The 19,216-nt window shown below is 63.0% G+C and carries 1 protein-coding gene and 1 pseudogene (1 of these 2 running past the window's edge); both read right to left on the bottom strand.

Annotation, left to right across the window (positions count from 1 at the left end; genetic code table 11):
- Nucleotides 1-24 precede the first annotated feature (24 nt).
- Nucleotides 25-12,536: pseudogene (gene sypC / locus KBY08_RS22175) on the bottom strand (syringopeptin non-ribosomal peptide synthetase SypC); the annotation flags it as partial.
- Between the two features lies 1 nt (nucleotide 12,537).
- Nucleotides 12,538-19,216 carry part of the coding region annotated (sypC, locus tag KBY08_RS22170) for a syringopeptin non-ribosomal peptide synthetase SypC (RefSeq protein WP_225651259.1) on the bottom strand (this coding region is incomplete at its 3' end). 21,320 nt of the annotated region lie beyond the right edge of the window, so 6,679 of the 27,999 annotated nt are shown.

The raw sequence follows: 19,216 nt of genomic DNA, 5'->3' as shown, positions 1-19,216 counted from the left end.
GCCGCCGGGCTTGAAGAAACGACGTTATTCATGGGGTAGCCACCAGTTCGCCAGATGCCGTACATGCTGCGCCTTGAGAATGGTGAAATGGTTGCCCGGTCCACGCCAGACAGTGAGATCCGGGGCACACTGGCGCCAGCCGCTGACCATCGCCTGTTGTTCGCGCTGATTGCCCGCCGCATCCAGCACCGGGTCATCGGCCAGCACCAGACGCACCGGCCCGGTGTAGATCTGCGCAGGCTGATAACGTGTGCGTAACGCCGTACCGAAGGCTCGCGCAGGCCCGCGCATCGCATCCGGCGATGAACGCTGCGGCAACATCCCTGCGCGCACCATCCCGGCATGCAACAAGCGCATCTGGCCGACATCGTCCTGGGCCCGGAAGGCCGCACGATCAATGCCCAGCGACTTGCCCGCAGCCAGTTCCATGGTCTCGATCAAACGTTCCAGTACGCCTATCGCGGTGTAAGGTTTGCCCACCACCCCGTTGCCGCCCGGCGACTCGCTGTCGATCAGTGTCAGCGAAGCCACTTCGCGGCCGCGTGCCGTCAGGCGCTGGGCCATTTCAAAGGCTACCCAGCCGCCGAACGAATGACCGAGCAGATGCACCGGCCCTTCGGGGTGAGTGCTGTCGAGTGCTTGCAGATACGCCTCGGCGGCGGTTTCCACCAGGCTGTAAGGCACCGTGCGGCCATCCAGCCCGCGCGGTTGCAGCCCGTGAATCGGCCAGTGCGGGCCTAATGCCTCGGCCAGACCGATGAAGCCGGTCACACTGTCCCCTGCCCCCGGTACGCAGAACACTGGCGCGTGGTCGCGACGTCCGCCCTGAATCGTCAGCAACGGCCGGTGGGCGCGGTCAGCCTCCCGTGGCCGATCGGGCAGATCAGCCAGCGCCTGGCTGATCGCCTGACCCAGGCCCTCGATATGCGGCGGCTTCATCATGCTCATGTGATCGCCCGCGACCTTGATACTGCGCAACTGACTGACGGGCAGGACGCTGTCCCAACCCAGGTAACCGCTGTGTTTCTGCGAGTTGGGTTGCCACTCGCTGGCAGTGAACAGGTGCAGCGGCACGCTGTTGGGGTAAACCGTGTAATTAGCCTGCGCATGACCGTGAGCCACCTCTCGGTCGAGGTACTGGCAAAGACCCTCGTTCGTGTAGATGTCCAGCTCCGGCGGCAGTGCACCCTGCTCACGGCAGTGCTGCAGGAGCCCGGCGAAATCAAAGTCCTGGCGGTTTGCACGCACTCGCTCCAGGGCCTCCAGAGCCTGCGCGCATTCGCCGCGGGCTTTCCAGAACTGCTCGCAGTGTTCCAGCAGGTGCTGACGGTGGGCGGTCTTCAGGTCCCAGCGCTCGCGACCCTGATCCACCAGGCGCGGCATGTAGGTGTCGAGCATGCCGATAAACTCTACCTGCTCGTCCATGCCCTCCAGCTGAATGGCGATTTCGTAGGCCAGAAGCCCACCGAACGACCAGCCCGCCAGGCGATAAGGTCCGTGCGGCTGAACACTGCGCATCGCCCCCAGCAAGCGCGTTGCCAAGCACTCCATGGTCAGCAACTGTTCCTGACCGAGCGGGATGCCGCTCAGCCCATAGACCGGAATATCGCTGTCGATGTGTACCGCCAGCGCCGCGAAGTGCACATCCTGACCGGTAAACTCGTGAACCAGGAACAATGGACGCTGGTTGCCGGTGGTGCGCACCGGCACCAGTTGCTCATGAAGCTGCGCTGCAACCTCTTCGCTGCGGCTGCCCAGCAGGCTGGCCAGGGCGGCCACGCTGGCGTGCTGGAAAACGTCGGCCAGGGACACCGCCAAGCCACTCTGCACCAGTTGGTTGACCAGTCGCACGGCCATCAGCGAGTGACCGCCGAGATCGAAGAAGCTGTCATGACGTCCCACCTGCTGTAATTCGAGTACCTCCGCCCAGGCTTTCGCCAGACGAATCTCCAACTCCCCTGCCGGGGCTTCAAACGCATGGCTCGCGAACTGATCCGCTGTCGGCGCTGGCAATGCCTGGACGTCCACCTTGCCATTGAGCGTCAGCGGCAAGTCTGGCAGGCAGATGAAGACGCTCGGGACCATGTATTCCGGCAAGCTGGCGCTCAGTTGCGCACGCAGGGCCTCCGGCTCGGGTGCTTCAACGTCAGCGTGCACGGTGTAATACGCCACCAGACGCGTGTCGCCCGGGCTGTCTTCGCGCGCCACCACCACGGAGTTACGCACGCCATCGCACCCATGCAGGCTGCTTTCGACTTCCCCAAGCTCGACGCGGAAGCCGCGGACCTTCACCTGGCCATCGTTACGCGCCAGGTATTCGAGGTTGCCGTCCGGCAGCCAGCGCGCCAGGTCGCCGGTGCGATAGAGCCGCGCGCCTGCCTGCTGACTGAACGGGTCGTCGCTGAAGCGTTCGGCGCTCAGTTCCGGGCGATTCAGGTAGCCAAGCGCGACCCCGACACCGCCGATGTAGATCTCGCCGACGCTGCCCATCGGCACCGGCTCGCCGCAAGCGTCGAGCAGATAGACGCGCACGTTGGCGTTGGGTTTGCCGATCGGCAGGCTCAGGGTACCCGGCTGCACATCAAACACTTCGTAACGAGTGGCGCACGTAGTGGCCTCGGTTGGGCCATAGCCGTTGAACAGGCGCACTTGGGACGAGTGCTCACGCACCCGGCGGAACGACGCCGGATCCGCCCGTTCGCCACCGCACTCCAGCATGCGCAAGCCGGCCAGGGCTTCGGGAATCAACCCGGCATACAGGTTGAACAAGGCGGTCGAGCTGAACATCACCGTGACTGCGTGGCGTTTGAGCAGGGCGGCAAAGGCAGCCGGCTCAAGCAACACGGAAGGCTCGACGATTATCGACTGGCCGCCATTGAGCAACGCACCCCAGATCTCCGGGCTGCTGGCGTCGAACGCCGGGTTGGAAGAAAACGCCACGCGGTCATCGGCACGGAAGTCGTAGTTATCCCGCACCAGTCGCACGATGCCGTTGTGGGTCACGATCACGCCTTTGGGTATGCCGGTGGAGCCGGAGGTGTAGATGATGCACGCCGGGGTCTCGCCTGCGACTTCATCTGCAAGCGCGACTGGCCCTTGGCCGGCCACTGATAGATCCAGGGTGTCCAGATCGAGTCGCGGCGTCGTTTCAGGTGCTGTCAGCTCGCTGCGGGTCAGCAACATGAGTGCTTCGCTGTCCTCGAGCATGAAGCGCACACGTTCTTCGGGGGCCAGGCGATCCAGCGCCAGGTACGCCGCGCCGCACTTGAGCGTGGCCAGCATACTGGTCAGCAGCTCCACCGAACGATCCAGCAGGATCGCCACTCGGGCTCCCGCTTTCACGCCGTGCTGGCGCAAGTGCTGAGCCAGGGCGTTGGCGCGGCTGTCGAGTTCGGCGTAGGTCAGCGTCTGCTCGCCCTGGCGGGCCGCAATCGCTTGAGGTCGAGACGCTGCATGCGCCTCGAAAAGGCGATGCATCAACGGACCCTGAGGGTAAGCGCGGTCGGTTGCATTGAGACCGCTCAACAGGTGCTCGCGCTCGACCGCATCCACCAATGGCACGTGTTCCAGTATGCGGTGCTCATTGGCGACCATGGCTTCCAGCAGTCGCTGGAAATAGCCCAGGTAACGGTCCATGGTGCTTTCGTCGAACAGCGCCGTGGCGTATTCCAGCGTGCCGATCAATTGATCGCCAACCTCGGTCATGTCCAGCACCAGATCGAACTTGGCCGTGTGGTCGTTTACCGCCACGCCTTGCAGGTTCATGGCGCCGAGCGACAGGTCGGACGTTTCGTTGTTCTGCCAGGACAACATCGCCTGGAAGATCGGGCTGTGGGACATGCTGCGTTGCGGACGAACCACCTCGACCACCTGTTCGAACGGCAGGTCCTGATGGCTCTGCGCTGCCAGCGTCTGACGCTTGACCTGCTGCATCAACGCTTCGACGCTCGGTGCGCCGGAGAGATCGACGCGTATCGCCAGGGTGTTGACGAAGAACCCGATCAGGTCCTCCACTTCGGCCCGCAGGCGGTTGGCCACCGGTGTACCGATCACCACATCATCCTGACCGGCCAGACGCCCCAGCAGCGAGGCCCATGCGACCATCACGGTCATGAACAGCGTGCTGCCATGCCGCTGGCTCAGGGCCTTGAGGCCGCTGGTCAGCTCGGCATCGAGCACCAGGCCGCGAATATTGCCGCTGTAGTCCTGTTGTGCCGGGCGCGGCCGGTCGGTCGGCAAGGTCAGCAAGGCTGGTGCACCGCCCAGGGTCTGCTGCCAGTATTGACGCTGTTGCTGCAGCACGTCGCCGCTCAGCCAGTTGCGCTGCCACACGGCATAGTCGGCGTATTGCACCGGCAAGGTGGGCAACGGATCCTCGGCACCGGCACTGAACGCGGCATAGAGCGCACTCAGCTCACGAGTCAATACATCCGCGGACCAGCCATCGGAGACGATATGGTGCATGGTCACCAGCAACACGTGATCGTCCTCGGCCATGCGCACCAGACGTCCGCGTACCAGCGGACCGTTGAGCAGATCGAAGCCTTCGTTGGCTTCTTCAGCGGTGATGGCGAGCAGTTGCTGTTCAGCATCCGCCTGCCCGGTCAGCACCTGCAGTTGCAGGCTGAAACCGATATCGGCCGAGGCTATGTGTTGTGCAACGTCCTCGCCATGCACTTGCACGAAGGTCGTACGCAGCACTTCGTGGCGGGCGACGATACGGTCCAGCGCGCGTTTCAGCGCAGGGTTATCCAGAGTGCCACGTAGACGCAGCCCTGCCGGAATATGGTAAGCCGCGCTGCCGCCCTCCAGCTGTGCGAGGAACCACAGACGCTGCTGGGCAAACGACAGCGGCAAGGTCTGGTCGCGGGACACCGGCACGATAGGCGGCTGGCTGCTGCCTTTGGCGTCGGCGAGTATGCGTGCCATGGCGGCCAGTTCAGGCTGGGCGAAGATATCCGCCAGGCCCAGCTCGACACCCAAGTGCTGGCGCACCTGGGAAATCAGGCGCATCGCCAGCAGCGAGTGCCCGCCGAGCTCGAAGAACTGGTCATGACGGCCCACCTGTTCAAGGTTGAGCAGGTTCTGCCAGATCTGCGCCAGCGCCATCTCGGTGTCGCCTTGCGGTTCCACATGTTCACGGCTGGCAAAGGCCTCGGCTTGCGGAGCCGGCAGCGCCTTGCGATCGAGCTTGCGGTTCGGCGTCAATGGCAAGGCGTCGAGGATCACGAACGCACTCGGCAGCATGTACTCGGCCAGCTGCGGCGCCAGCTCAGCGCGCAGGCTGGCGGCATCCAGGCTCGCTTGTGGCTGACCGACCACATAAGCCACCAGGCGTTTGTCTCCCGGAGTGTCTTCCCGGGCGATCACCACCGCCTCCTTGACCCCGGTGCAATTGCCGAGACAGGCTTCGATTTCACCCAGCTCGATACGGAAACCGCGCACCTTGACCTGGAAGTCGTTACGACCCAGGTACTCGATCCGACCGTCGGCCATGTAGCGTGCCAAATCGCCGGTTTTGTACATCCTGGCCTCAGGGCTGTTGCTGAACGGGTCCGCGAGGAAGCGTTCGGCGTTGACCTCTTCAAGATTCAGGTAACCCCGTGCCACGCCGTCGCCACCGATGAAGATCTCACCGGCCACGCCATACGGCACCGGTTGTTGATGGGCATCAAGCAGGTAGATACGCGTGTTGGCCATCGGCTTGCCGATGGTCGCGTTACCGCTGCCTTCGCTGCCAGCTACAGCATCGTGGCTGACGTAGGCCGCGGTGCAGGACACCGTCGCCTCGGTCGGGCCATAGGTGTTGATCAGACGGGTATGCGCCGGGCGCACCTCGTCCCAGAGCTTGAGCTTCTGTGCCGACAATGCGTCGCCGGTGACGTTGATCAAACGGACCTCGGCCAGGCGTTGCGCGGCAGCCTGCGGCTGGTTGTGCCATTCGGCCACCAGCGTGTGCCAGTGCGCAGCAGTCAAGTGCAGGACAGTCGGGTAAATACCGTGATTTTCAGTCCCCTCACTGCCGAAGATCTCGCGGCTTGGCGCCAGAGTGGCGCCGGCCAGCAGCGCCGGGAAGATCTCTTCTACCGACAGGTCGAAGTTCAGGGTGTTCTGTTGCAGCACGGTGTCTGTCGGGGCCAGGCCAAACAGGCGCGCCGCATCGGTGCTGTAGTTGACCAGACCGCGATGCTCGATCATCACCCCTTTCGGATTGCCAGTGGAGCCCGAGGTATAGATCACATACGCCAGGTTGCGCACGCCGAGGGCTTCCACCACCGGGTTATCGTTTCGCTCGGTAAAGGTGCTGCGCTGATCGTCGTCGAGCAACACCAGTGGCAAGGTCAGGGTTGGCAAGCGCTTCTGCAGATCACGCTGGGTCAGCAACGCCGCTGGCTGGCTGTCGGTGATCATGTACGCCAGGCGCTCGGCCGGATAGGCGGGGTCAAGTGGTACATAAGCCGCCCCTGCCTTGAGCACACCGAGCAGGCCGATCATCATTTCCACGCCGCGCTCGACGCAGATCGCCACCCGATCGTCAGGGCCAATGCCCAGGCCGATCAGGTGATGAGCCAGACGGTTGGCCTGACGGTTCAGTTCGGCATAGCTCAAGCGCTGCGCCTGGAAGGCCACGGCGATGGCGTCGGGCTGTGCCTGAACCTTTGCTTCGAACAGCTGATGAATCGTGCAGTCGTGCGGGTAAGGTACGTCGGTAGCATTGAGGTCGACCAGCAGATGCTGGCGTTCCACCGCATCGAGCAACGGCACCTGTTCCAGCAACTGGCGGTCGTCGGCGACCATGGCTTCCAGCAAGCGCTGGAAGTAGCCCATGTAGCGCTGCAGGGTGCTTTCGTCGAACAGTGCCGTAGCGTATTCCAGTGTGCCGATCAGTTGATCGCCGACCTCGGTCATGTCCAGCGTCAGGTCGAACTTGGCGGTATGGCCTGCCACTGCGACGCCCTGCAGGCTCATGTCGCCAAGTGCCAGGTCGGACGCTTCATTGTTCTGCCACGACAACATGGCCTGGAAAATCGGGCTGTGGGACAGGCTGCGTTGTGGGCGCACCACCTCAACCACCTGTTCGAACGGCAGGTCCTGATTCGCCTGGGCGGCCAGGGTCTGCTGTTTGACCTGCTGCAACAGGCTTTGCACGCTCGGTGTACCCGAGAGGTCGACGCGCACGGCCAAAGTGTTGACGAAGAACCCGATCAGGTCCTCCACCTCGGCGCGCATGCGGTTGGCCACCGGCGTACCGATCACCACGTCGTCCTGACCAGCCAGACGTCCGAGCAGCGCAGCCCATGCGGCCATGACCGTCATGAACAGGCTGCTGCCATGCCGCTGGCTCAACGCCTTGAGGCCACGGGTCAGGTCGGCGTCGAGTACCAGCCCGAGCAACTGACCACTGTAGTCCTGTTGCGCCGGGCGTGGCCGGTCGGTCGGCAAGGTCAGCAAGGCCGGCGCGCCGGCCAGAGTCTGCTGCCAGTACTGGCGCTGTTGCTGCAGCACGTCGCCGCTGAGCCAGTTGCGCTGCCACAGCGCATAATCGGCGTATTGCACCGGCAACGCTGGCAACGGATCCTCGGCGCCTTCGCTGAACGCTGCATAGAGCACGCCCAGTTCTCGGGTCAACACACCAGCGGACCAGCCGTCCGAGACGATGTGGTGCATGGTCACCAGCAACACATGGTCGTCTTCGGCCATGCGCACCAGGCGTCCGCGCACCAGCGGCCCGTTCACCAGATCAAAGCCCTCTTCGGCCTCTTCGGCGGCGATGGCGAGCAGTTGTTGTTCCGCATCCGCCTGCCCGGTCAGCACCTGCAGTTGCAGGCTGAAGCCGATATCGGCCGGGGCGATGCACTGCAGCGGATCCTGGTCCTGCTCCTGGACAAAGGTCGTACGCAATGCCTCGTGGCGCGCAACGATACGGTCCAGCGCCCGCTTCAGGGCGACTTGATCGAGGCTGCCGCGCAGACGCAGACCGGCTGGAATGTGATAAGCCGCACTGCCGCCGTCCAGCTGCGCGAGGAACCACAGGCGTTGCTGGGCAAACGACAGCGGCAAGGACTGATCGCGGGACACCGGCACGATGGGCTGCTGGCTGCTGCCGGCAGCGTGCGCCACTACCTGAGCCAGCGCCGCCAGTTCCGGTTGGGCGAAGATGTCCGCCAGACTCAGCTCGACGCCCATGCGCTGACGCACCTGGGAAATCAGGCGCATTGCCAGCAGCGAGTGCCCGCCCAGTTCGAAGAAGTGGTCATGACGCCCTACTGCTTCCAGGTTGAGCAGGTTCTGCCAGATCTGCGCCAGGGCTTTTTCGCTGGTGCCTTGCGGGGCGACATGTTCACGACTGGCAAAGGCATCGTCCGCCGGGGCCGGCAGGGCCTTGCGATCGAGCTTGCGATTCGGCGTCAGCGGCAGTGCATCAAGCAGCACGAACGCACTTGGCAGCATGTACTCGGCCAGTTGCGGCGCCAGTTCGGCGCGCAGTCTGGCGGCGTCCAGGTTTGTTTGTGGCTGGGCGATCACGTAGGCCACGAGGCGTTTTTCGCCGGGATTGTCTTCCCGGGCGATCACCACCGCTTCCTTGACCCCGGTGCAATTGCCCAGACGGGCTTCGATTTCGCCCAGTTCGATACGGAAACCACGCACTTTGACCTGGAAGTCGTTACGCCCCAGGTACTCGATACGACCGTCGGCCATGTAGCGTGCCAGGTCACCGGTTTTGTACATTCTGGCATCAGGGCTTTCGCTGAACGGATCCGCGAGGAAGCGCTCGGCGTTGACCTTTTCAAGGTTCAGGTAACCGCGTGCCACACCGTCGCCACCGATGAAAATCTCACCGGCCACGCCGTATGGCACTGGCTGCTGGTGTTCGTCGAGCAGGTAGATGCGGGTGTTGGCCATCGGCTTGCCGATGGTCGCGTTACCACTGCCTTCGCTGCCGGCCGCAGCGTCATGGCTGACGTAGGCCGCAGTGCAGGACACCGTCGCTTCGGTCGGCCCGTAAGTGTTGATCAGGCGCGTGTGTGCCGGGCGCACCTCATCCCAGAGCTTGAGTTTCTGTGCCGACAATGCGTCACCGGTGACGTTGATCAGGCGCACCTCGGCCAGGCGTTGTTCAGCAGCCTGCGGCTGGTTGTGCCATTCGGCCACCAACGTGTGCCAGTGCGCAGCGGTCAAGTGCAGAACGGTCGGGTAAATGCCGTGATTTTCAGTGCCTTCACTGCCGAATATCTCGCGGCTTGGCGCCAGGGTGGCACCGGCCAGAAGTGCCGGGAAGATCTCCTCCACCGACAGGTCGAAGTTAAGGGTGTTTTGTTGCAGCACCGTGTCGCTCTGGGACAGGCCGAACAGGCGTGCAGCATCGACGCTGTAGTTGACCAGGCCGCGGTGTTCGATCATCACGCCCTTCGGGTTGCCGGTGGAACCGGAGGTGTAGATCACATACGCCAGGTTGCGCACGCCGAGGGTCGGTACGACCGGGTTGTCATCACACTCGGTGAAGCCCTGGCAATGCTCGTCGTCGAGCAATACCAGCGGCATGGACAGTGCGGGCAACCGCTCCTGCAAGCCGCGCTGGGTGAGCAATGCTGCTGGCTGACTGTCGTTGATCATGTAGGCCAAGCGCTCGGCGGGGTAAGCCGGGTCAAGCGGCACATAGGCAGCACCGGCTTTGAGCACGCCGAGCAGGCCGACTATCATTTTCACCCCACGTTCGACGCAGATCGCCACCCGATCATCAGGGCCGATGCCGAGGCTGATCAGGTGATGAGCCAGACGGTTGGCCTGACGGTTCAAGTCGGCATAGCTCAAGCGCTGCGCCTGGAAAGCCACGGCTATGGCCTCGGGCTGTGCCCGGACCTTTTCTTCGAACAGCTGATGAATCGTGGCGTCTTGCGGGTAAGGCACGTTGGTAGCGTTAAGGTCGATCAGCAGATGCTTACGCTCCACCGCATCAAGCAGTGGCACATGTTCCAGCACCTGGCGGTCATCGGCGACCATGGCGTGCAGCAAGCGCTTCAGGTAGCCCAGATAACGGGCGATGGTGCTTTCATCGAACAACGCGGTGGCGTATTCCAGCGAACCAAGCAGCTGACCCTGCGCTTCGCCGATGTCCAGCGAGAGATCGAACTTGGACAGTGTATGGCCTGCGCTCAGGCTTTCCAGTTGCAGATCGCCGAGGACCAAATCCCCGCCGCTCATGTCCTGCCAGCTGAGCATGGCCTGGAACACCGGGCTGTGTGACAGGCTGCGCACCGGCTTGATCACTTCCACCACTTGTTCGAACGGCAGGTCCTGATGGTCCTGGGCGCCTAAGGTGTTGGTCTTGACCTGCGCCAGCAGAGTCTCTGCCGTGGGCTTGTCGCTGAGGTCGACGCGGATCGCCAGGGTATTGACGAACAGGCCCACCAGCCCTTCGGCTTCACTGCGTGTGCGGTTGGCCACTGGCGTGCCGATGACCACGTCGTCCTGACCGGACAGACGCCCCAGCAGCGCAGCCCAGGCGGCCATGATGGTCATGAACAGGGTGCTGCCGTGACGTTGGCTCAAGGCCTTGAGGCCGCGAGTCAGATCCTCGTCGAAAACGATGGGCAGCACCGCGCCGGCGTAGTCCTGCTGCGCCGGACGTACCCGGTCGGTGGGCAACATCAGCAGCGCCGGAGCGTCTGCCAGGGTTTGCTGCCAGTAGTCGCTTTGTTGCTGCAGCAGATCGCCGCTCAGCCAGCGACGCTGCCACACTGCGTAGTCCAGGTATTGCAGCGTCAGTGGCGCCAGCGGGTCGTCCTGGCCCTGGCTGAATGCCGCATAGAGCGCGGCCAGTTCACGGGTCAGCACGCCAATCGACCAGCCGTCGGAAACGATGTGGTGCATGGTCAGCAACAGGACGTGATGGTCCTCGGCCATACGGATCAGGCGGCCACGGATCAACGGGCCCTGTTCCAGATCGAAGCCTTGCAGCGACTCTTCGCTGGCCAGTGCCTGAAGCTTCTCCTTGGCATCCACCAGCCCTTGCAGATCATGCAGTTGCAGGTTGAAGCCGGCATCCGCCGGGCTGATCCGTTGCAATGGCTGTTCGTCATCGCCCTGAATGAAGGTGGTGCGCAAGCCCTCATGGCGCGCCACGATGCGCTCCAGCGCCCGTTGCATCGCCGCGCGATCCAGCTCGCCACGCAGGCCCAGACCGACAGGCATGTGGTAGGCCGCGCTGGCGCCTTCCATCTTGGCGAGGAACCACAGACGTTGCTGGCCGAACGACAATGGCCAGGCCTGATCGCGTGCCACCGGCACGATATCCGGCAGGATGCTGCGTCCTGCCTGGGCGATGGCCAGCGCCAGTGCACTCAGTTCGGGGTGGGCAAACAACGCGGCCAGGCTCAGTTCGACGCCCAACTGCTGGCGAATCTGCGAAATCAGGCGCATCGCCAGCAATGAATGGCCGCCCAGCTCGAAGAACTGGTCGTGACGGCTGACGCGTTCAAGCTGGAGCAAGTCGCTCCAGATTTGCGCCAGCAGGGTTTCGGTTTCGCCCTGTGGGGCTTCGTAACCACGACGGATCAGTGCATCGGCGTCCGGTGCCGGCAAGGCTTTGCGGTCCAGCTTGCCATTCGGGGTCAGTGGCAGTGCATCGAGCAGTACATAGGCCACCGGGATCATGTAGGCCGGCAATTGCTCCTGCAGCCAGCCGCGCAGGCTGTCGATGTCTACCGAAGCATGGCCTGCGCTCAGGGTGTAATAAGCCACCAGACGCTTGTCGCCCGGTACATCTTCGCGTGCAGCCACCACGGCTTCATGAATGGCCGGGTGTTTGGCCAGGCGTGCATCGATCTCGCCCAGTTCGATGCGGAAGCCGCGGATTTTGACCTGATCGTCGTTACGACCGAGGTATTCGATATTGCCGTCTGGCAGGTAGCGCCCCAGGTCGCCGGTGCGGTACATGCGTGCCGCTGGCTGCGAGCTGAACGGATCTTTGACAAAGCGCTCGGCAGTGAGGTCGTCGCGGTTCAGATAACCCCGCGCCACACCGGCGCCGCCGATGTAGATCTCGCCCGCGACGCCCAGCGGAACAGGCTGTTGCTGTTCATCCAGCAGGTAGAACTGTGTATTGCCGACGGGCTTGCCGATGTGCGGAGCGAAGCCGTCGTCGCGATCCATCGCCACCCAGCTTGAGTAGGTGGTGGTTTCAGATGGGCCGTAGAGATTGCACAGGCGCTGCACGCCGGTTTTCTCGAACAGCGATTCAACCAGGCTTCGTTTCAGCGCTTCACCGGCCACGTTCACGGTGTGCACCGATTCCGGCAGGCCGTTGACTTCCAGCAGCGCTTTCAGCGCCGACGGTACGGTGTTGATCAGGCCGATATCGTGCTCGCCGTGCTGCAGTTCCAGCACGTTCTTGACGACTTCGATGCTGCCGCCCGAGGTCAGCGGCGCGAAGCACTCGTAGACGGCGAGGTCGAAGTTCAGCGAGGTGGAGAACAGCGTTTTATCCAGTGCAGCAGCGTCGAAAGCACTGTGCGCCCAGGTCAGGAAGTTAACGGNATTCTGGACGGATTCGTCCTGCCAATTGCTCAGATCAAGATTGATCACAGGTACCGAAATGTCGGCCAGCAGGCCCTGAGTCGCGGTTTGAACCAGTACTGCAGCCGGAGCGCTGTCCTGTAACATGTAAGCGATGCGTTCTACCGGATACGCTGGATCCAGCGGCACATAGCCGCCACCCGCCTTGAGAATCGCCAGCAAGCCGACGACCATCTCCGCACCGCGCTCTACGCAGATCCCGACGCGGGAATCCGGCTGCACACCCTGCTTGCGCAAGGCGTGGGCCAGGCGGTTGGCCTGCTCGTTAAGCTCGCGATACGTCAGACGCTGCTCGCCGTGGACCACTGCCAGCGCCTGAGGCGTGCGTTCTACCTGTGCTTCGAACATCCCATGGATGGTCTGCTGTTGCGAGTAATCCAGCGCGGTAGCGTTCAGGCCATACACCAGATGCTCACGCTCCGCCGCCGACAGAACCGACAAGCCTGCCAGCGGCACCTCGCCGGACTGCTCCAGTGCGCTGACCACGTTCTCCAGAGTGGTCTGCACATACGCGCAGATGCGTTGCGCATCGATGCAGGCACTGGCTTGAATCGTCAAACTGAAGCCCGTTCCCTCATCGTTTACTGAAAGGGTCAGCGGATAGTTGGTGCGTTCTTCGCCACGCAGGCTTTCAATGCCTTGCCAGGCGTCCAGTGTCTGCTGGTTGGCCTGACCGGCGACATGCCGGTAGTTGAGCAAGGCGCTGAACAGCGGCGTTGAAGCGGACACGCCACTGCAACGCTGTGCCAGTACCAGCGAGGCGTGTTCATGGGCAAGCAGCCCGCTGAGCCTGGCGTGGGTAGCCTTAAGACCGCTGCGCACGCCCTGCTCGCCCAGCGTGACACGCAGCGGCAAGGTATTGATGAACATTCCCAGTGCACGGTCGGACCCGGCGCCGCCCTGCAGGCGACCGAGCAACACGGTGCCGAACACCACCTCCTCTTTGCCTGACACAGCGCCCAGAACACGGGCCCACGCCAGGTGATACAGGCTGGCGGAGCTGACCCCGAACTGACGGGCCTGCAAGCGCAAGCGGCGGCTCAGGTCCATGTCGACCTGTAGGCGCGCTTCCTCGATACCGCGCCCGTCGCCCTGCACGTCCAGCAGGCCGAACGGCAGCGTCGGCTCATCGATGTCACCGAGCATGTCGCGGAAAAACGCTTCGTGCTCCTCGCGGCTCACGCCGAGCATGGCTTGCGCCACGTAATTGCGGTAAGGCACGGACGGTGGCAGAGAGGCCTGCTGCCCGAGCATGTACGACTCGATTTCGCTGCTGAGAGTGCGCAGCGACGTGGCATCGTCCACCAGGTGATGGAACAGCAGCATGCCCAGCCAGCGGTCGTTTTCCGCGTCATGTGCATAGCCGATGCGTAACATCGGCGCCTGACGAATGTCCAGACGCGTGTGACGAGGGTCCAGACGCTTGAGCAGTTGTTCGGCGATGTCGCCATCGGCCGGGTTCAGTACCCACTCATCCATACCCAGAGGCGCTTCACGCCAGATCACTTGCACCGCTGCATCGAGACGCTCCCAAAGCACAGCGGTGCGCAGGATATCGTGCCGGTCGATCACGCCTTGCAGTGCCTGGGCGAAACTGTGCAGACGTTCGAGGCTGTCAAAGGCAAACAGTGCGTATTGCAGATACGGGTCACCCTCGGTCGCGGCAAGGTGGTGATACAAAATCCCTTCCTGCAGCGGCGCCAGGGCGTAGATATCCTGCACGTTGGCCAGACCGCCAGGCACGCTGGACACCACGCGGTCGATATCATCCTGGCTCAGCGCTGCCAGAGGCAGCATGCCCGGGGTGATGCGCTCGCAGTTGGCGGGAATGAGGTTGACGGGTACTTCTACGGCACCCTTGCCGCCCACCGCCGCCGCCAGGGCGGACAGGGTCGGCTGACTGAACAGCACGCGCACATCGGCAACCAGATCGATCTGGCGCATGCGCTCGATCAGTTTAACGGCCAGCAGTGAGTGACCGCCCAGTTCGAAGAAGTTGTCATGCCGACCGACCTGCTCCAGTTGCAGCAGGTCTTGCCAGATCCGCGCAATGGCCATCTCGGTGTCGTTTTCAGGTGCTGCGTAGCCACGACTGGCCAGCGCCGAGCGGTCGGGCACCGGCAACGCCCTGCGATCGAGCTTGCCGTTGGCCGTCAGTGGCAACTCATCGAGTTGCACGTAGGCTGCGGGCACCATGTGCTCCGGCAATGTACTCTGCAGATGCTCGCGCAGGCTTTCGATGTCCAGCAGGCTCTCCGGCTGCTGCGCCGTGACATAGGCCACCAGACGCTTGTCGCCGGGCACATCCTCACGACACAACACAACGGCATCGCGGACGTCAGGACATTCAGCCAGACGCGCTTCGATCTCGCCCAGTTCGATACGGAAACCACGAATCTTCACCTGCTCATCGTTGCGCCCCAGGTATTCAAGGCTACCGTCGGCCAGCCAGCGTCCCAGGTCGCCGGTACGGTACATCCGCGCATCCGCTGCGTGGCTGAACGGGTTGTCGAGGAAACGTTCGGCCGTCAGTGCTTCACGGTTCAGGTAGCCCCGAGCCACACCGGCGCCGCCGACATACAGTTCGCCGACCACACCCACCGGCACCGGCTCGCCGCGGGCATCGAGAACATACAGCTGCAAGTCGGGAATGCGCCTGCCGATCGGGCTGGCGCCAAGACGCTGGGCGTCTTCGGGCTGCAACGGGTAATAAGTCACATGCACCGTGGTTTCGGTGATGCCGTACATATTTACCAGTTGTGTACCGGCGTTCGCTTGCCGGGCGTACCACGGCTTGAGCATCGCCGTTTCCAGCGCTTCACCACCGAAAATAACCTGACGCAGCGAATGTGCCTGAGTGTTCTCAGCCTGGGCAGCAATCAGCTGACGGAACGCACTTGGCGTCTGGTTGAGCACCGTCACCCCGGCACTGCACAAAAGGTTATAGAAGTCTTCGGGCGAACGGCTGACCAGTTGCGGGACGATCAACAGACGGCCGCCGTGCAGCAATGCGCCCCAGATTTCCCAGACCGAGAAGTCGAAGGCGAACGAATGGAACAGCGCCCAGACATCCTGCTGGTTGAAACCGAACCACTCTTCGGTGGCCGAGAACAGCCGCGCAACGTTGCGATGCTCGACCATCACACCTTTGGGCAGACCGGTGGAGCCGGAGGTGTAGATCACATAGGCCAGGTTGGTGGGCATTACCGGCACCTGCGGATTGCAGACGGATTCGCCCTGCAAGTCATCGTCGAGACTGATCACCGGCACTTCCGAGGCTGGCAAGGTGCTCTGCACTGACCGCTGACTCAACAACGCCACTGGTGCGCTGTCACCGAGGGTGTAGGCCAGCCGTTCAAGGGGGTATGCAGGGTCCAGTGGCACGTATCCAGCACCGGATTTGAGAATGCCCAGCAAGCCGATGATCATCGCCGGGCCGCGTTCGACGCAGATCGCCACCCGATCATCCGGACGAACGCCGTGAGCCAGCAGGCGATGGGCAACCTGGTTGGCGCGGGCGTTGAGTTCGCCGTAGCTCAGGGTCTGCTCTTCGAACACCAGCGCCACGGCGTCTGGCTGTTGCGCGGCGCGGGCTTCGAATTGCAGATGAATCGGTGTCTCGCTCGTATAGGCAGTGCCGGGCTGCTTCCACTGTTCAAGCAACTGCTCGCGCTCGCTGTCCGGCAGTATCGCAATGGCGTGCAACGGGGTCTGCGGTGCCTGCTCCAGCGCGTTGACCAGATTGCTCAAGGTTTGCTGCATGTAGGCGCAGATACGTGCGCCGTCGATCAGCGGTACGGTCTGTACGGTCAACAGGAAGTCTTCGCCCCGGTCATCGACGTTGAGGGTCAATGGATAGTTGGTGCGTTCTTCATCGCCCAGCGCCAGGGCGTGCATGCCATTCCAGGCCGTCAGCGTCTCATCGGTCACAGCAACGCTGGTGTGGCGATAGTTGAGCAGCGCGCTGAACAACGGAGCCGGTGCGACCACGCCGCTGCAACGCTGGGCCAGCGCCAGAGACGCGTGTTCATGCCCGAGCAATGCGGTCAGCCGTCGGTGCGTGGCCTTGACCCCGTCACGCACGCCTTGGTCGCCCAGACTCACACGCAGCGGCAAGGTGTTGATAAACACGCCCAGCGCCCGTTCTGAGCCTTCACCACCTTGCATCCGGCCCAGCAGCACGGTGCCGAACACTACGTCGTCACGCCCCGAGGCCTTGCTCAACAGCTGCGCCCAGGCCAGGTGGACCAGGCTCGCGGCACTTACGCCCAGTTGACGGGCCTGAGCGCGCAAACGACGGCTGAGCTCCAGATCCACCGCCAGACAGCCTTCTTCGATGTCATGACCGTCACCTTGCACCTCTTGCAAACCAAACGGCAGCGTCGCCTCGTCAACGTCACTCAACATGTCGCGGAAGAACGCCTCATGTTCCTCCTGACTCATGCCCAGGCGAACCTGAGCGATGTAATTGCGATATGGCACCGTCAAGCCCAGTTGAGCACCCTGCCCCAGCAGGCAGGCCTGCATCTCATGGCGCACTACTTCCAGCGTGGTATGGTCCATGACCAGATGATGGAACTGCAGCCAGCCCAGCCAGCGCTGGTTTGGCTCATCCCAGGCATGTACAAGACGCATCATCGGCGCCCGACGAATGTCCAGACGCTGGTGGCGGGAGTCGAAACGCTGGTGCAACTGTGTCGCGACGTCGCCGCCTTGCGGGTCCGGGTCAAAGCTTTCACGCATCAGCAACGCCTGACGCCAGACCACTTGCATCGGTTCGTCCAGCCCCTCCCAGACCAGTGCGGTGCGCAAAATGTCATGGCGCTGGATAACGAACTGCAAGGCGCGGGCAAAGTCGTCGACATGCTCCTGGCTGTCGAAGGCGAACAGCGATTGCAGCAAATACGGATCTCCGCGCTCAGCGCTGAGGTGGTGATAGAGGATGCCTTCCTGCAACGGCGACAGCGGGTAGATGTCCTGCACATTCGCCACGCCGCCCGGCACGCTGGCGACCACCTGATCGATCTGCGCCTGGGTCAGGTCGGCCAGCGGCAGCAGGTCCGGGGTGATGTGTTCGCAGTGCTCGGTAATCAGATTGGCGGGCACCACGATTTCCGTGCCGCCGCCAACTGCTGCTGCCAGCGCCGCCAGCGTCGGCTGACCGAACAGCACGCGTACGTCCGAGCTCAAGCCCGACTGACGCATACGCCCGATCAGGCTGACGGCCAGCAGCGAATGACCGCCCAGCTCGAAGAAGTTGTCGTGACGACCGACCTGAGCAACGCCCAGCAGGTCTTGCCAGATAGCCGCGATCTGCGTTTCGGTTTCGCCTTGTGGGGCTTCATAACCACGGCTGATCAGTGCATCGGCTTCCGGTGCCGGCAAGGCCTTGCGGTCCAGCTTGCCGTTTGGCGTCAGTGGCAGTGCATCGAGCAGCACATAGGCCACCGGGATCATGTAGGCCGGCAATTGCTCCTGCAGCCAGCCGCGCAGGCTGTCGATGTCCGCCGAGGTGTGCCCGGACGCCAAGGTGTAATAAGCCACCAGACGCTTGTCGCCGGGAATGTCTTCGCGGGCAGTGACCACCGCTTCGTGGACCGCCGGGTGTTTGGCCAGGCGTGCATCGATCTCGCCGAGCTCGATGCGGAAGCCGCGGATTTTCACTTGATCGTCGTTACGGCCCAGATATTCGATATTGCCGTCTGGCAGGTAGCGGCCAAGATCGCCGGTGCGGTACATGCGTGCAGCCGGGTTTTGGCTGAACGGGTCTTTGAGGAAGCGCTCGGCGGTCAGGTCGTCGCGGTTCAGATAACCGCGCGTCACACCTGCACCGCCGATGTAGATTTCACCCGCGACACCCAGTGGCACAGGCTGTTGCTGTTCATCCAGCAGGTAGAACTGCGTATTGCCCACTGGTTTGCCGATGTGCGCAGCGAAACCGTGTTCGCGGTCCATCGCCACCCAGCTTGAGTAGGTAGTGGTTTCAGACGGGCCATAGAGGTTGCACAGGCGCTGCACGCCGGTGTTCTCGAACAGCGACTCAACCAGACTGCGCTTCAGCGCTTCACCGGCCACGTTCACGGTGTGCACCGATTCCGGCAGCCCATCCACGTCCAGCAGTGCCTTAAGCGCTGACGGCACGGTGTTGATCAGGCCGATATCGTGTTCGCCGTATTGCAGTTCAAGGACGTTTTTCACCACGTTGATGCTGCCGCCCGACGTCAGCGGCGCAAAGCACTCGTAGACCGCGAGGTCGAAGTTCAGCGAAGTGGAGAACAGGGTTTTTTCCAGTGCAGAGCCGTCAAAAGCCGTGTGTGCCCAGCTCAGGAAGTTGACGGTGTTGCGGTGTTCGATCATCACGCCTTTCGGCAGGCCGGTGGAGCCGGATGTGTAGATCAGGTACGCCAGATGCGCTGAAGTCAGCCCTGGCACCTGCGGATTCTGGACGGATTCGTCCTGCCAATTGCTCAGATCAAGATTGATCACAGGCACCGAAACGTCGGCCAACAGGCCCTGAGTCGCGGTTTGAGCCAGCACGGCCGCCGGAGCGCTGTCCTGCAACATGTAGGCAATACGTTCCGCTGGATAAGCCGGGTCGAGCGGCACGTAACCGCCGCCCGCCTTGAGGACCGCCAGCAAA

This window comes from Pseudomonas sp. P135 (assembly GCF_020312125.1).
Lineage (GTDB): Bacteria > Pseudomonadota > Gammaproteobacteria > Pseudomonadales > Pseudomonadaceae > Aquipseudomonas > Aquipseudomonas fragariae.
Note: the sequence above shows the minus strand (reverse complement) of the source record. Positions and strands in the feature narration are given on the sequence as shown.